The 14997-nt window shown below is 55.7% G+C and carries 13 protein-coding genes; 5 read left to right on the plus strand and 8 right to left on the minus strand.

The annotated features are described in order from the left end of the window. Positions 1-77 precede the first annotated feature (77 nt). The 6 genes from D7X94_RS06625 to D7X94_RS06650 form a co-directional block, all read right to left on the minus strand. Positions 78-269: a hypothetical protein gene (locus D7X94_RS06625; protein ID WP_120426941.1), complete on the minus strand. Its 192-nt coding sequence runs from the start codon at positions 267-269 to the stop codon at positions 78-80. Positions 270-472: 203 nt separating this feature from the next. Then, positions 473-1681, minus strand: a complete 1209-nt coding sequence (locus D7X94_RS06630; RefSeq protein WP_120426942.1) for an aspartate kinase — start codon at positions 1679-1681, stop codon at positions 473-475. Positions 1682-1882: 201 nt separating this feature from the next. Beyond that, positions 1883-2383 carry a hypothetical protein gene (locus D7X94_RS06635; protein WP_147401674.1) on the minus strand — a complete coding sequence of 167 codons (501 nt, stop codon included), beginning with the start codon at positions 2381-2383 and terminating at the stop codon, positions 1883-1885. Beyond that, on the minus strand, positions 2380-3276 hold the full coding sequence (gene thrB / locus D7X94_RS06640) for a homoserine kinase (RefSeq protein ID WP_120426944.1): 897 nt from the start codon (positions 3274-3276) through the stop codon (positions 2380-2382). The genes D7X94_RS06635 and thrB overlap by 4 nt, the downstream gene beginning before the upstream one ends. A gap of 12 nt (positions 3277-3288) precedes the next feature. Further along, a complete protein-coding gene (locus D7X94_RS06645; RefSeq protein WP_120426945.1) occupies positions 3289-4536 on the minus strand; it encodes a homoserine dehydrogenase in 1248 nt (415 codons plus the stop codon). Between the two features lie 62 nt (positions 4537-4598). Beyond that, positions 4599-7097, minus strand: a complete 2499-nt coding sequence (locus D7X94_RS06650; RefSeq protein ID WP_120426946.1) for a transglycosylase domain-containing protein — start codon at positions 7095-7097, stop codon at positions 4599-4601. 154 nt (positions 7098-7251) lie between these two features. Between D7X94_RS06650 and D7X94_RS06655 the strand changes: the two genes are divergently transcribed. After that, the gene (locus D7X94_RS06655) at positions 7252-7656 is read left to right on the plus strand and encodes a hypothetical protein (protein WP_120426947.1); all 405 of its coding nucleotides are present in this window, start codon (positions 7252-7254) and stop codon (positions 7654-7656) included. Between the two features lie 243 nt (positions 7657-7899). Here the strand turns inward: D7X94_RS06655 and D7X94_RS06660 are convergent, their stop codons facing one another. Then, a complete protein-coding gene (locus D7X94_RS06660) occupies positions 7900-9207 on the minus strand; it encodes an aminotransferase class I/II-fold pyridoxal phosphate-dependent enzyme (RefSeq protein ID WP_120426948.1) in 1308 nt (435 codons plus the stop codon). 319 nt (positions 9208-9526) lie between these two features. Between D7X94_RS06660 and D7X94_RS06665 the strand changes: the two genes are divergently transcribed. Then, positions 9527-10945, plus strand: a complete 1419-nt coding sequence (locus tag D7X94_RS06665) for an amidophosphoribosyltransferase (RefSeq protein WP_120426949.1) — start codon at positions 9527-9529, stop codon at positions 10943-10945. Here the strand turns inward: D7X94_RS06665 and D7X94_RS06670 are convergent. Next, positions 10921-11670, minus strand: coding sequence for a hypothetical protein (locus D7X94_RS06670; RefSeq protein WP_120426950.1), 750 nt, complete (start codon positions 11668-11670; stop codon positions 10921-10923). The genes D7X94_RS06665 and D7X94_RS06670 overlap by 25 nt on opposite strands. A 159-nt stretch (positions 11671-11829) precedes the next feature. Between D7X94_RS06670 and D7X94_RS06675 the strand changes: the two genes are divergently transcribed. From D7X94_RS06675 to D7X94_RS06685, 3 genes are read left to right on the plus strand one after another with little or no spacing between them, the layout of a single operon-like run. Beyond that, complete coding sequence (locus D7X94_RS06675) at positions 11830-12777, plus strand: AraC family transcriptional regulator (protein WP_158590923.1); 948 nt, start codon at positions 11830-11832, stop codon at positions 12775-12777. Next, complete coding sequence (locus D7X94_RS06680; protein WP_442857886.1) at positions 12774-14126, plus strand: replication-associated recombination protein A; 1353 nt, start codon at positions 12774-12776, stop codon at positions 14124-14126. Before D7X94_RS06675 ends, D7X94_RS06680 begins: the two co-directional genes overlap by 4 nt. 1 nt (position 14127) lies before the next feature. Next, positions 14128-14925: an inositol monophosphatase family protein gene (locus D7X94_RS06685; RefSeq protein ID WP_120426952.1), complete on the plus strand. Its 798-nt coding sequence runs from the start codon at positions 14128-14130 to the stop codon at positions 14923-14925. Positions 14926-14997 lie beyond the last annotated feature (72 nt).

The following is a 14997-nucleotide window of genomic DNA, read 5'->3' on the forward strand; positions in this document are numbered from 1 at the left end:
GGGGAGAAAAAACTTTCCAAGGAGCAGATCAAAGGCCGTGAAACCCAGGAGATTTCACGGCCTTTGACGCCCTTGGCTTATCGCCGCAGCATGAGTTCGTTTACCAGCCGGCGCATATCCGCCTCGCTGTGGATTTCACTCTGGCGCTCTTCCAGGGCGGCCCGGACTTCCTCCGGCAGATCATGAAAGCCCGGCAGGTCCATGGGCAGAATTCCCGCGGTAATTCCCATGCTGCCTACCGGCATAGAGCCCCACATATACGGAAACATACAATCACCCCCAGGCTTATTCTGTACAGCCTGAGGGCGTATATGTCCGGAAGATTTTTCAAATAGAAGAGGGGCTTCTGGCAATAACCCGCTTAAAGACAAAACCCCAGCCATATTCACTATTAGGGCCTTAGAAAAGGGGGAGACGTCTTGATTGCATAGGTTTTTTCCCAGAATGGTCGACCCATCATACAGCGGCCTTCTTATGACTCAAAAAATTTCTGGTGGATCGCCTCAACCGCCCGGTCGCTGTCCGACTTGTGTACCAACACGGAAATCTTGATCTCGCTGGTGGAGATCATCTGTATGTTTACATTGCGGCTGAACAGGGCCTCGAACATCTCCGCCGCCACGCCGGGATGGCTTTCCATGCCCGCGCCCACAATGGAAACCTTGGACACGTTGTCGTCGGCCACCAGGCTGGAAGCGCCCAGCTTTTCTGTGTACTCCTTCAACAGCTCGATGGTATCCTCCATGCGGTCCTTCTCTACGGTGAAACTGATATCCTTGGTGCCATTGCGGCCAATGGACTGTAAGATGATGTCCACATTGGTGCCCTTTGAGGACAGCTTTGAGAAAATCTTGAAGGCCAGACCGGGCTTATCCGGTACGCCGATAATGGAAATGCGGGCGATGTTGTCGTCCTTTGCCACGCCGCTGATGAGCATACGTTCCACGCTGTTTTCCTCCTTTACGATGGTTCCCTTGGCCCTGGTCAGGCTGGAAAGAACCTCCAACTCAATATTATATTTTTTTGCCATTTCCACAGAACGGTTGTGAAGCACCTGGGCGCCCAAAGACGCCAGCTCCAGCATTTCATCATAGGTGATGCAGGAGAGCTTTTTCGCTCCGGGAATTTTCCGGGGGTCGGCGGTATACACGCCATCCACGTCGGTGTAGATCTGGCACAAGTCCGCGTGCATGGCGGCGGCATAGGCCACGGCGCTGGTGTCGCTGCCGCCCCGGCCAATGGTTGTCACGTCGCCGTAACGGTTCACCCCCTGGAAGCCGGCTATCACCACAATGCGGCGCTTATCCAGCTCTTTGCGCACCCGGGAGGCATCGATCTTCTTGATGCGGGCGCTGCCGTGGTCGCTGGTGGTATTGAACCCCGCCTGCCAGCCCAGCAGAGAGACCACAGGGTAACCCATGCGCTCAATAGCCATGGCGAGCAGCGAGGCAGAAATTTGCTCTCCAGAAGAGAGCAGCATATCCATCTCCCGCTTGGAGGGCCGCTGGTTCACCTCGGCGGCCTTGGCAATCAGGTCGTCGGTGGTATCTCCCTGGGCCGAGACGACTACCACCACGTCGTTGCCGTCTTTATAAGCGGAAGTGACGATGTCTGCTACATTGTCGATGCGCTGGGCGTCCCGGACCGAGGTCCCGCCGAATTTCTGTACGATTAAAGCCATAGTCAACCCCTCTGTATCGTGTCGTTTTCACGTATTATAGCGGTAAATAAAATATCTGTCAAGAAAGGCCGGGCAATTCCGGTGATTTCCACAGCCCTATGGGAAAAACCGGAACATTTTACAGTCAGATTTTCCGCTTCTTTTGCAGCGCGCGGTTTCCCCACCAGAGTAGCCAGCTGATCAGCAGCAAGCCAGCCGCCGCTACGAGAATGAAACCAACGGTGTAGGCCGCGCCCACCCGCCCATAGTCCAGGAAGAAATAGATGTGGTTTTTGTAACCGCCCCAAATACCAGGGCGAACGCCAGATATGCTCCAGGCATCAGGACTGGGGCGGTTACCCATTTCAGGGGGACCTCCCGCATATCGGCGGCAAGGAAAAAGTATACCGTTACAAGCAAAGGGTCTATCAGGTACAGGAGCAGAAACGCGCCGGAAAAGCTGAAATTGCCGGAGAACATGAGGCAGGTCCCCATGACCAGAATCAGCAACACCGCAAAGCAAAGATACCATACCTGAGGGACCCGCCTGCCCAGAAGCGTATAGATTCCCGCCGCCAGGAAGAAAATGCCCGCCAGAAAGTTGCTCATGAATGTCAGTTCATACATGAACCGCAGATACTGCCAGTAGAGCGCCAAGGCCGAAGCCGTCAACAGCAGGTCGATCCCCAGCTGCGCCACAGACAAGAGATCCCTTCTCGTCACTCAATCACCACCTTGGCGCCCTCCTGGTCCGCCTGGAGGATTTCCACCCGCCAGCCGGTAATGCCCTTGTCCTCTAGGTGGGAGATACAGCTGCGGCCAAAAGCCCCGGCGTTTTCCGCGTCGATCATAGCGATGATGGTGGGTCCCGCGCCGCTCACATAAGTACCCAGAGAACCCAGCTCATAGCTCATGCGGAATACATTGTCATAGTTCTCGATAAGGCCAGAGCGGTAGGGCTGGTGGATCCGGTCCTGCACCGCTACCCGCAGATTATGCAGCTCTCCGGAGAATAGAGAGGCGGTCATCAGGCCGGAGCGGGACAGGTTATAGACCGCGTCCTCCCGGCTATACTGCTGGGGAAGGGCGGCTCGGGCCTTCTCGGTTTTCAGTTCGAAGGGAGGAATCATCAAAGCGAAGCGGATCTTCTCGCTTACCGGTACGCTGACGCTGTACACCCGCTCGCCCTCCATGGCCGAGGCCACCAAGCCTCCGGAGAGGGCAGGGCTGGTGTTGTCCGGATGCCCTTCAATTTTCGCGGCTAGATTGATGAGGTCTGTTTTGGACATGGGATTGCCCATAAACCGGTTGGCGGCCAGAATCCCCGCCACAATGCAGGCGGAGCTGCTCCCCAGCCCTCGGGCCATGGGTATGTTGTTTTCCTGAATAATTTTGAGTCCCGGCAGCTTTTTGCCGCAAATGGTATAGAGATGGCTGGCGGCCCAGAAAATAAGATTGCTCTCATCCTTCGGCACATCCATCCCATCGGTGCAAGAAATTTCCAGGCCGTCGTATTCCTCCACCCATACCCGGTTTTTCATGGTGAGAGCAATGCCCAGAGAGTCGAAGCCCGAACCCAAATTGGCGCTGGTGGCAGGCACGTCGATGCGTATCATCCCAATCCTCCCTTAAAAATCAGAAATTTTAATGCGGTTCAGCAGAGCGACGCCCTTTTGCTCTAGAGATCGCAGCCGTTCTTCCAAGGCCTCGGGAGTGATACCGTTTACGCAGAAGCCTGCCTCGCCGGGAACCTCCTCCTTCCGGATGATCCGAGACGCGCCGGGGAAGAGCTCCTCCGCCTGGGCAAAGGCTTCCGCAGAATTTTCGCCGCTCTGAATATGCACAAAGAAGTCCCCGGGAATTTTCTCAAAGGGCTCCACATAGTCCGGTTTGGCGTCCTCCCAGAAAAGGTACTTTCGTGCCTTGAAATGCTTCACGCAGTCGATCACGTCCGCTACCACAGCGCTGGCGGTGGGCAGCTTGCCCGCGCCTTTGCCATAGAAAACCACATCGCCGGTGGCGTCCCCCCGGACCAGAATGCCGTTGAACACATCGTCCACGTTAGCCAGCTGGCTGTCCCGGTGGATGAACATGGGGGCCACCAGGATGGCGATTTTTCCGCTCTCCAGCATGCTTACCTGGCCGATGAGCTTGATGACGCCCCCCCAGGCCCCGGCGTAGGCCACGTCCCCCAGGGTGATCTTCGTGATGCCCTCGGTGTGGACGTTTTCCGGATACACATGGGTGCCGAAGGCCAGACTTGCCAGAATGCAGATCTTCCGGCATGCGTCCGCGCCCTCCACATCGGCGGAGGGGTCCCGCTCGGCATAGCCCAGCTCCTGGGCCATTTTCAGGGCCTCCTCAAAGCCCATCTGCTCCCGGATCATCTTTGTGAGGATGAAATTGGTGGTGCCGTTGAGGATGCCCGCAATTTCCCCCACCTCATTGGCGGCCAGACACTGGCTGATAGGCCGGATAATGGGAATGCCGCCGCCTACGCTGGCCTCGAAGAGAAAATTCAGGTTGTTCCTTTGCGCCAGGGCCAGGAGCTCCGCGCCTTTGGCGGCCACCAGTTCTTTGTTGGAGGTGACCACAGATTTTCCATTGGAAAGGCACTGCTTGGCGAAGGTGAAAGCCGGCTCCAAGCCGCCCATGCACTCCACCACAATTTTAACATCTGCATCTTTCAGAATCACGTTGAAGTCCTTCGTAAAGGAATTCGCGTAGGGCAGGTCCGGAAACTCTCGCAGGTCCAGAATATATTTCACATGAATTTCCTCTTTTGCCCGACGGGTAATGCTGTCCACATGGGTGCGCAGCACTTCCAGCACGCCGGAACCCACCACGCCGTGGCCCAAAACCGCGATATCCGCCATTTTATCCAACTCCCTTATATGTGTGATAAATTTCTATGCGTCAACTTCCATTATTTTGTCTGTTATCCGGCCGGTACGTCCGGGGTGAACTGCTCAACATCCGAGCTGCTGTCGGGGTCCTCCGTAGGCGTGGGCTCCGGGGTAGTGGGATCCTCTGTGGGGATGGGATTAAAGGAAATAGGCGGTTCCGGAGAATCTGTGGGCCCGGGAGGCGGCACGGGGGTGTCGGTAGGCTCGGTGGTGGGGGTTTCGCCCGGGCTGGGGCTGGGCTCCGCAGAGGGCGACACGGACGGAGACACAGAGGGGGAAACCGACGGCGAGACCGATGGCGACGGCGAAGTAGAGGGGGACGGAGAAGGCCCTGCAATGTGGTCTGAACCGCCGTTGCAGGTATCCGGGGCGTTGCCCTGCTCATACCAGCCGGTGGCCGTGTCAAAGCAACTGGGGCCGGCCAATTTGCCGCTGCCCCGGCAGAAGGTGGCCTGATAGACATTGTCGCTGAGCACCCATTCCTTGCCAGACCAGTCGTAGTTGTCGATCAGGTGCTGCATTACAGTTTTCCAGGTGCGCAGATGCATAGAGCCGTCTCCCAGCTCCTGTTTATAGGTGTAGCCATTCCAGATGCCCGCCACGCAGAAGGGGGTGGCCCCCACGAAGTACAGGTCGCAGTCGTCGTCGGTGGTGCCGGTCTTGCCGTAGATGGTCACAGGCAGGTCCGCCAGATATCCGCCGGTGGCCGAGGGGCCGTAGATGGTTCTTTGCAGCAGCTTGTTCATCACGGTGGCCGCGCCCGGGGTCATCACCTGGGTGCCGGGGTCGTCCCGGTTGTCCAGAATTACGTTGCCGTCGTGGTCCTTCACATACCAATAAGTGGCAGGCCGGTGATAAATGCCTCCGTTGGCATACACCTGATAGCCCGCGGTCATGTCGGATACAGTGACGCCCCAGCTCAGGCCACCCAAAGCCATGGGAGCCAAATCATTGTCCTCTGGCAAGAGGGTGCTGAAATGCAGAGGTTGGGTCAACCAGTCATAAATGGCTTGGGGAGTCAGTGTGTTGGCCAGCTGCACCGCCGGGGCGTTCATGGACATCTCCAGGGCTTTGTCCACGCACATATACTGGCTGTATTTTCCGTTCCAGTTTTTGGGGCCGGGCTGGCCGGGGCCGAAGTAGTCAGGCAGGGGCTGGTCTTTCAATACCGAGCCGTAGGTGATGGCTCCGCTGGCGATGCCCACCGCGTAGGGGCCCACGCCCTTCATGGAGGAGCCACACTGGCGGCTGGCGTCGGTAGCGTTGCTGTAGAGCCGCACGCCGTTCCGCTCATACCGGCTGCCAATGGTGGCCAGCACCTGGCCGGTGTAAGGATCCATCATGAAGAATCCCAGGTCAATGTCCTCGTCATAGGGGAGCATGTCCGTGTTGGTGAGAAAATAATTTTCCAGATCGGTTTGCAGGTCATAGTTCATGGCGCAGTGGATGGTCAGTCCGCCGTTGTTGATCAGCCACAGGGCGTAATCTTCAGAATAGCTGTATCGTTCCATCAGGTCCTCGACCAGCTGGTTGAACATATAGTCGATATACCAGTTCCACTTTTTGGCATCCTGGTTGGCGTTGCTGTCCTCTTCTGCCACATCCGCGCCCACGAAATCCATGGTAGCCAGCTCGGCCTTGGCCGCGTCGCGCTCCGCACGGGTGATGGCGGTGAGGTGCCGGGTGTCCAGCTCGCCGCTCTCCGAGAGTTCCAGCATCCGGTCCAGCACAACCTCAGCCTTCTCCTTGCTCTGCTCCGGGAAGATCAAAGGATTGTACTGATAGGGATTCTGGGTGATGCCGGCGATCAGAGCGCACTCGGCCAGATCGCACTCGGTAATGCTCTTTTCGAAATAGCACTGGGCGGCGGCCTCCACACCCTGACACATGCCGCCATAGTTGACGATATTTAAATAGGCCTCCAGAATCTGATCCTTGGTGGCTTTGTCTTTTTCCAGATTCAGAGCGGTGAAGATTTCCTTCACCTTGCGCATGACGCTGTATTGGTTCTCTTTGGTGATGTTTTTAATGAGCTGCTGGGTCAGCGTGGAGCCACCCCGGCCGGGCTGGCCGGTGAGCAGATGCAGCACGGCGCCGGCGGTGCCCTTCCAGTCCACTCCCTTGTGCTGGTAGAACCGGTGGTCCTCAATGGCCACCTGGGCGGTGCGCATATAGTCGGGAATCTCCGTCAGGGGCATCCAGATCCGGTTCTCGTTTTTAAAAATGGTGAGATACTCGGTGGAACTGCCGTCGGGGTTGTCCAGCATAATGGTGCTGGAGTAGTTCAGGCTTACAGAATTGATATCCGGCGGCTCAATATTGCGGAAACTGAGGATATAGGAGGCTACCGCCAAAAACACCAGCAGTCCGGTGATGGCCGCCACCCAAAAGATCGTTTTCAGCGCTTTGAAGAACATGCCGCCGATGGTTCCCACCGTGGCTCCGGCGGACTTGGTGAATTCCCCTTCGGTGTGCTGGCTGGGAACTTTCATGGCGGTGGTGGTGTATTTGTTGATATCTTCTTTTCTCACTGGCGGTTCCTCCGGATCAAAAAATTAGGCGGGCCCGCGAAGGCTTTCCCAAGTAAGGAAAACGCCGCTGGCATAATTTGCCGGAAACATGCCCATACTAGGACAGATTCCCTTTTAAACAACACAGACAGCATTTGTAGAAAGGCGGCTGACTATGACCCACAAAAAGTATAAGGCGTACACCCTGATTCTGTTGATCGTTACGATTACGGCTTTGGTGATTACCGCAGCGATGATTTCCCTAAAAAAGAAGAGCACCGTTGCGGCTCAGGGCCAGCCGGTAGCCACACTTCAAGAGCCTGATATGGCTTATTATACCCCAAAGCCCGCTTCAAGTCAAGAAAACAGCGAAACCGAAGAAAACCTTCCGAAAAAGGGATATCTGGTGACATTGTATAAAGGCCGAATCGGGGTGTTCCAAGAGGGGAAAACCCTGCCGGTGCTTACCGCCGATGCCCAAGTGTATTTGCTGCCTCAGGCGGATATCGAACTGCTGCGCAAAGGAATTTGGGCGGAGAGCCTGAATGAGGCAAAGAGTATTTTAGAAGATTACGACTGACAAGGGAGAGTAGAAATCCACCTGGAGGGGGCCTTTTGCCGGCGCGGGCTTCTCCAGGTGGATTCATGTATAATGCTGTGTGGCTTTCGCCGCAAAGAGTCTTGTCTGCCGACTCGGCCGGATCAGAACGATTGCCACTGGTAGTCTTCCCCGCGGCTACGGCAAGACCTTGAGGGCGACAATCGCCGGTGGCGATTTCCCGTCGCAGACCGAAGCGGCAGCTAAGACAACCCCAAGGTCTTATTACTCCGCCCTCTCGTAGAGGAGCTTTTCTGTTGCGGCCAAGCGGACCGCGATGCACAACAGCTCCATGGCTTCCCGCAGTTCTTCTTCCGGAGGGAAAGAGGGGGCGATACGGATATTGCTGTCATTGGGGTCGGCGCCATAGGGGAAAGTGGCTCCCGCATCCGTAAGCACCACGCCAGCCTCCTTGCACAGGGCCACTACCTGCCGGGCGCAGCCGTTCATTACGTCCAGATTGACAAAATAACCGCCGTGAGGATGGCTCCACCGGGCAATACCTAGGCCTCCCAGCTCCTGCTCCAGCGCGTCCAGAACAATGTGGAATTTGGGCTCCAGAATCCGGCGGTGGCCCTTCATCAGGCTGCGAACCCCATCGGCGTCGTGGAGGAACAGCACATGGCGCAGTTGATTCAACTTATCCGAGCCAATAGTTTGCACAGTGGTGCGGAGCTTCAGGTCGTCAATATTCCGTTTACTGGCCGCCAGGGCCGCTACGCCTGCACCAGGGAAGGAAATTTTGGAGGTTGAGGCAAAGATCAGAACCTGATCTTCCGTGCCATGTTTCAGGCATTCTTCATAGATATTCAGCAGCTGGTCGGGCTCGTCGGTCAGATCGTGGACGCAGTAGGCGTTATCCCACATAATGCGGAAATCCTTGGCGGCGGGCTTCAGCCGGGCAAAACGCCGCACCGTTTCATCGGAGAAGGTCACGCCGGTGGGATTGGAATACTTGGGCACGCACCAGCAGCCCTTCACGGTTTCATCCTGTACCAGACGCTCAATCAAGTCCATGTCCGGGCCGGTTTTCAGCATGGGGACGGGAATCATCTGGATTCCGAAATATTCTGTCACGGCAAAATGCCTGTCATATCCGGGAGCCGGGCACAGGAATTTTACATCCCCTTGCCTGCACCAAGGCTCGCAGCCGCTATAACCGTGGGTGTATCCCTGGGAGATGCAGTCGAACATCATCTGCAGGCTGGAATTGTTTCCCAGGATGATCAGGTCGTCGGGGATGCCCAACAGTTCGCCAAAGATTGCCCGCATTTCCGGCAGGCCGTTCCATACGCCGTAGTTCCGGCAGTCGTCGCCGTTGGAGTTGGCGAACTCACTTCTGGCGTGGAGGGCCTCCAATACGCCAAGGGCCAGGTCCAGTTGCTCTACACAGGGCTTGCCTCGGGCCATATTCAGGGAAAGCCCCCGGGCCTTGAATTCCTCAAACTGCCGGGAGGCTTCTTGCTGTGCTTCCTTGATTTCGTCAAGGGATAGGGCGGCTAATTTTCTGGAAGCGGTAGAGGTAAGTTTCATTCAAACATCTCCTATGAATCATCAGATCAATCGAATTCTCATTTTCAGCGGTAAAACCTTTTTTATTTTACTATGTTTCGCAAGAAAATGCAAGTTTATTTTTTAGATCTTGCATTTTTTATGTTTTATACGATTTCAGAGCCGGAGTTTCCGTGTTTCTGTGCAACCTAAAAGAGAGGCAAGCCCAAAACAATGGGGCTTTGCAATTTTTTATTTTTGGTCTGGCGTTCTAAAGCAAACCGTGCTATAATGAATATAGCAAGATGTGCATATTTTTGAGAAGGCGGAAATTTTAGAGACGGGAAGGTAGAAGAGGAATATGGGCGGTTATTTTGGGGTCGCGGCAAAAGAAGATTGCGTTTTCGATCTGTTTTTTGGCACAGATTATCATTCCCACCTAGGCACCCGGCGGGCGGGCATGGCGGTGTATGACAGAAAAAAGGGCTTTGACCGAGCTATTCATAACATTGAGAACTCGCCTTTCCGTACCAAATTTGACAAGGATGTTTCAGAAATGCAGGGCCAGCTGGGAATTGGCTGTATTTCAGATTACGAGCCTCAGCCCCTTATTGTGCGCTCTCACCACGGGGCTTATGCCATTGTCACCGTGGGAAAAATCAACAATACGGAGGAACTGCTGAAAGAAGTATTTGCCAGCGGTCATTCCCATTTCATGGAGATGAGCGGCGGCGACATAAACGCTACGGAGCTGGCGGCCGCGCTGATTAATCAGAAACCCAATCTGATAGAAGGAATCCAATACGCGCAGAAAAAAATCGACGGCTCAATGTCTCTTCTGCTGCTGACGCCCCGTGGGCTGGTTGCCGCTCGGGACCGGTTGGGCCGCACGCCGGTTTCCGTTGGGAAAAAGGAAGGGGCGTATTGTTGCTCTTTTGAGAGCTTCGCCTATTTGAATCTGGGCTATACTACAGAGCGGGAGCTGGGGCCGGGGGAAATTGCTGCCGTTACGCCAGAGGGGATCCAAACTCTGGCCGCTCCCGGCAAGGATATGAAAATCTGCACATTTCTCTGGGTGTATTATGGTTACCCCTCTTCTTCTTATGAAGGGGTTAGCGTAGAGGAGATGCGCTACCACTGCGGGGCCATTTTAGCCGGCCGGGACGGCTTTACCCCGGGCAACGGCCCGGACAATGTGGCAGGGGTGCCTGATTCCGGCACAGCCCATGCCGTGGGCTACGCCAATGCCTCCGGGATCCCGTTTTCCCGGCCCTTTATCAAATATACGCCCACATGGCCCCGGTCTTTTATGCCGACGATACAGAGCCAGCGGAATTTGATTGCTCATATGAAGCTCATCCCGGTCCACGGGCTTATCGATGGCCGCAGCCTGCTTCTGATCGATGATTCCATCGTCCGGGGCACCCAACTGCGGGAGACAACGGATTTTCTCTATCGCAGCGGGGCAAAGGAAGTCCATGTGCGTCCGGCTTGTCCGCCGCCTCTTTACGGATGCAAGTACCTGAATTTTTCCCGCTCAGCCTCTTTGGATGATCTGATTTCCCGCCGGGTGATCCAAGAGCTGGAGGGCACGAACCAGCCGGAGAACCTGGAAAAGTATTCCGATCCCGAAACGCCGGAATATCAGGCTATGATAGACACTATATGCAGAAAGCTGAACTTTACCTCTCTGCGGTACCATAGGCTGGATGATATGGTGGAATCCGTGGGAATCAACAAGTGCCGCTTGTGCACTTATTGCTGGGACGGAAGGGAATGAGCCGCGGAGAGATACCGTGTTCCTCTTCCGCCGCCGATTCTGATGATTGCCCGTTCCCGCACCATGCTGCCTAAGACGGCTTCCACTGTTGTGGGGCTTACCTGAGGCAGGGCCGCACAGATTTCCGCTTTGGAAACTGCCGTTGCGCTTTCCAGAACGAAGGTTTCAATCTGAACGCGTTTGGTCAGCTTTTTTCCTGTGGATCGCCTGTTGGCTGGACCGTTTTCTTGGATGCTTAAATATATCACAGCTAAGAACATCTCCAGGAAGGGCAGATAGTCGTTGCCATTCTCCGCCCAATGTATTTGGGAGCGTTCCAGAGCCCGTTGGAAAAAAAAGCCGAACCGCTGCGCGGTTTTTCCCAGTGGGGAGGCTTCAATTCCAGGGTATCCGGAGTTTTTCAGCAGAGCCCCGCCCAGTAGCGCGCCCTTTTCTAGGGGCAGCGGATTTATGCAGAGGATGTCCAACACAAGGCAGGGAGCTGATAAAAGGGGTTCGCCCTTATGGGCAAGGGCCTGTGTATATGCAGAAAAGGCCAAGGAGAGGTCCTGGCTTTTTTCCGTTGAGGAAGTTCTTGCCAGATGGTCAAATTCTTGAGGAATCTCTGGTTTCCAGGCAGCTTTATGACCAAAGGGACCACTGGGAGATTTTAGAGCGGCCAGCAGGCTGGACAGGCCTTCTGGCAGAGAAAGAGCGGACAAAAAAGAATAGTCATAGCTTCGCATGAATGGCCTCCGTATCTGCATGATAAATGGAATTTTCCTTATAGTATAGCAAATTTGTACCGAAAAATCAATTCACATTTCTGCATATTCTTCCCGCTCAGTTCTCTCTTGCTTTTCCGGAGTAATTCCCGTATAATGGGAGAAGAGGGAGTGACGGTGATGGAACTGAGCAGGGATGGCCAGAATCGGGAATTAAAGCTCCACGGCACCTATGGATTTCCCGTCTATGTGGACAGAAAATGCATATCTTCCTACCCTACCGGCTTTTTTCCATGGCACTGGCACGATGAGATAGAGCTCACACTGGTCGTTTCCGGAGAGATGGAGTACCGGGTAAACGACAGCTGCTACAGGCTTCAGGAGGGGCAGGGACTTTTCTGCAATTCCGAGGCTCTGCATTTTGGGCGCAGAATGCAAGGGGACTGTGACTATATCTCCATCACCTTCCACCCCAGGCTGCTGGCGGGATTTGATGGTAGCACTGTGGGCACGAAATATGTGTATCCGCTTGTCGGCGCTTTGGCCTCGTTCAAGCTGTCTCCGCTGATTTCCTGGCAGAAAGCTGTCCTAGAAGATATTCAGCGCGTCTATCAAATGTGTATGGAAAAACCAGCGCTTTACGAGCTGGATGTGCAGATTCTGTTCTGGGAAATCTGGCGGGAGGTCTATGCCAACTGTGCGGAACAGGCGGAAAGCGCCCCTTCGGAGGACCCGGAGAAATTGAAGCGCCTGCGGGCGATGCTGGCTTTTCTGCATGAACATTATGCGGAACGCGTTACCCTGGAGGCTTTGTCCCGGCATGTGGGGCTGTGTAAAAGCGAGTGTTGCCGGTTTTTTAAGCGGCAGATGCGGGTTTCGCCTTTTGAGTACCTTCTGGATTACCGGGTGGGCCGCAGCTTGGCCTTTCTTCAGGAGGGATATTCGGTGTCCCAAGCTGCGGAGGCGGCGGGGTTTTCGGACCCCTCCTATTTTGCCAAGGTGTTCCGGCTGCGGACCGGACGTTCCCCCAGCAGCTACCGGAAGGAGGCCAGGGAGGGAGAGAAAACGGATATGCAACATCAAAATCTGCACATAAACAGTAAAACAGTTCAGGAGGGCAGACAGTGAGACAGCAGACGCTTTTTGAAGGCGGCCAGGCAGATATTCCCCTGGCTACACGGATGCGCCCGGAGAATTTGGAGGAATTTGTAGGCCAGAAGCATCTTCTGGGGCAGGGAAAAGTGCTGCGCCAGATGATAGATCAGGACCGGGTTCCTTCCATGATTTTCTGGGGGCCTCCAGGAGTGGGAAAAACTACCCTGGCCCGGATTATCGCGGGGCGCACTCAATCGAATTTTATCAATTTCAGCGCGGTAACCAGTGGCATTAAGGAGATCAAAGAGGTGATGAACCAGGCGGAGCGCACCCGGCTTCTGGGGGACCGCACCATCCTCTTTGTAGACGAGATCCACCGCTTTAACAAGGCTCAACAGGACGCCTTTCTGCCTTTTGTGGAGCGGGGGAGCATCGTTCTGATTGGCGCCACTACGGAGAATCCTTCTTTTGAAGTGAACTCGGCCCTTTTGTCACGATGCAAGGTTTTCGTGCTTCAGGCCCTTACCACAGAGGACCTGACTGGCCTGCTCCAGCGTACCTTGGCTGACCCTCGAGGCTTTGGCGGGCAGAATGTGCAGATTTCGGGAGAAATGCTGGAAATGCTGGCCAATTTTGCCAACGGCGATGCCCGCTCCGCTTTGGGAACTCTGGAGATGGTGGTGCTCAACGCCCCCCGGCAGGACGGGCAGGTCACGGTAACGGAGGAGATTCTGGAACAGTGCGTTAACAGGAAATCCCTGCTCTATGACAAAAACGGCGAGGAACACTATAACCTGATCTCCGCCCTGCATAAATCCATGCGCAACAGCGACCCGGACGCGGCTATTTATTGGCTGGCCCGGATGCTGGAAGCGGGAGAGGATCCCCTTTATGTGGCCAGACGGATGATCCGCTTTGCCAGCGAGGATGTGGGCATGGCGGACAGCCGGGCTCTGGAGGTAGCAGTCGCCGCCTATCAGGCCAGCCATTTTATTGGGATGCCGGAGTGCTCAGTGAATCTGACCCACGCGGCGGTATACCTGTCTCTGGCGCCCAAGTCCAACGCCCTGGACGCGGGCTATATGGAGGCGGCCGCCGACGCCCAGAAAATGCTGGCGGAGCCCGTGCCCCTGGTGATCCGCAACGCGCCCACAAAACTCATGAAAGAACTGGACTACGGCAAGGGCTATCAGTACGCTCATGACTATGAGTCCAAGCTGACCACCATGCAGTGCCTGCCAGATTCTTTGAAGGAGCGGAGATACTACCGGCCTACCAGCCAGGGCAGCGAAGCCCGGTATACCGAACGCCTGCGGCAGATCCAGGAATGGAAGCGGGTCCATCGGGAAGAAGAGCGGAAAAAGAAAGAGGGAGGAAAATAGAATGGAACTGAAAAAATTGGCCGGAGAGGCGGAAAAGGTCGTTCGGGAGGCAGGGGATCTGGTCTGCAGCCTACAGCATCCCAAGGTATACACCAAGGAGGGACACGCCAATTTTGTCACGGAGGCGGATCTGGCCGCTCAGGATTATCTGGTGGAGAAGTTGACCTATCTGCTGCCAGAGGCGCATTTTTTTGCCGAAGAACAAGAGAAAAATGCTCTGCGTCCTGGATACAACTGGATTATCGATCCCATTGACGGTACGACAAATTTCATGCGGGGATACCGTCCCTGCTCCATTTCCGTGGGGCTTGTGCGGGATGGCGAAGGCGTGCTGGGGCTGGTGTATGACATATGGGCCGGGGAGATGTTCTCCGCCATGAAGGGGGAGGGGGCATTCTGTCAAGGAGAGCCCATCCGGGCGGCAGAGGTTCCCATGGAGAATGCCCTGATCGCTTTTGGCACATCTCCTTATTACCGGGAGCTGGCGGAGCCCACCTTTGGGGCTATCCGGGAGCTTTTCCTCCGCTGCGGGGACCTGCGCCGCTCCGGTTCCGCCGCGTTGGATCTGTGCCATGTGGCCGCCGGCCGGTGCGACGGCTTTTTCGAGTCTATCCTTTCCCCCTGGGACTACTGCGCCGCCACCGTCATTCTGCGGGAAGCCGGGGCTCTGTCCGGCACGCTGGGCGGCGGAGCCCTGGGCTATGAGAAGCCTATGCTGGTGATGGCGGGAAGCCCCGCCGTTTTCCAGGAGCTGAGGGAGGTTGTGGAGAGGCATTTGGGGAGGCCGGCTGAGGAATGAGTCTGGCCCGCGCCCATGTTGTCACTGGAATGGCGAATGGGAGTTTTTATCAATTGGCGGCGAATGCGAAGG

Source organism: Acutalibacter sp. 1XD8-33, from assembly GCF_003612555.1.
Classification (GTDB): Bacteria; Bacillota; Clostridia; order Oscillospirales; family Acutalibacteraceae; genus Acutalibacter.

Excerpts from the sequence above, each read along its gene's own strand:
- D7X94_RS06625 (WP_120426941.1), bottom strand. The coding sequence starts at position 269 with ATGTTTCCGTATATGTGGGGCTCTATGCCGGTAGGCAGCATGGGAATT.
- D7X94_RS06630 (WP_120426942.1), bottom strand. The coding sequence starts at position 1,681 with ATGGCTTTAATCGTACAGAAATTCGGCGGGACCTCGGTCCGGGACGCC.
- thrB (WP_120426944.1), bottom strand. The coding sequence starts at position 3,276 with ATGATACGCATCGACGTGCCTGCCACCAGCGCCAATTTGGGTTCGGGC.
- D7X94_RS06645 (WP_120426945.1), bottom strand. The coding sequence starts at position 4,536 with ATGGCGGATATCGCGGTTTTGGGCCACGGCGTGGTGGGTTCCGGCGTG.
- D7X94_RS06655 (WP_120426947.1), top strand. The coding sequence starts at position 7,252 with ATGACCCACAAAAAGTATAAGGCGTACACCCTGATTCTGTTGATCGTT.
- D7X94_RS06660 (WP_120426948.1), bottom strand. The coding sequence starts at position 9,207 with ATGAAACTTACCTCTACCGCTTCCAGAAAATTAGCCGCCCTATCCCTT.
- D7X94_RS06665 (WP_120426949.1), top strand. The coding sequence starts at position 9,527 with ATGGGCGGTTATTTTGGGGTCGCGGCAAAAGAAGATTGCGTTTTCGAT.
- D7X94_RS06670 (WP_120426950.1), bottom strand. The coding sequence starts at position 11,670 with ATGCGAAGCTATGACTATTCTTTTTTGTCCGCTCTTTCTCTGCCAGAA.
- D7X94_RS06675 (WP_158590923.1), top strand. The coding sequence starts at position 11,830 with ATGGAACTGAGCAGGGATGGCCAGAATCGGGAATTAAAGCTCCACGGC.
- D7X94_RS06685 (WP_120426952.1), top strand. The coding sequence starts at position 14,128 with ATGGAACTGAAAAAATTGGCCGGAGAGGCGGAAAAGGTCGTTCGGGAG.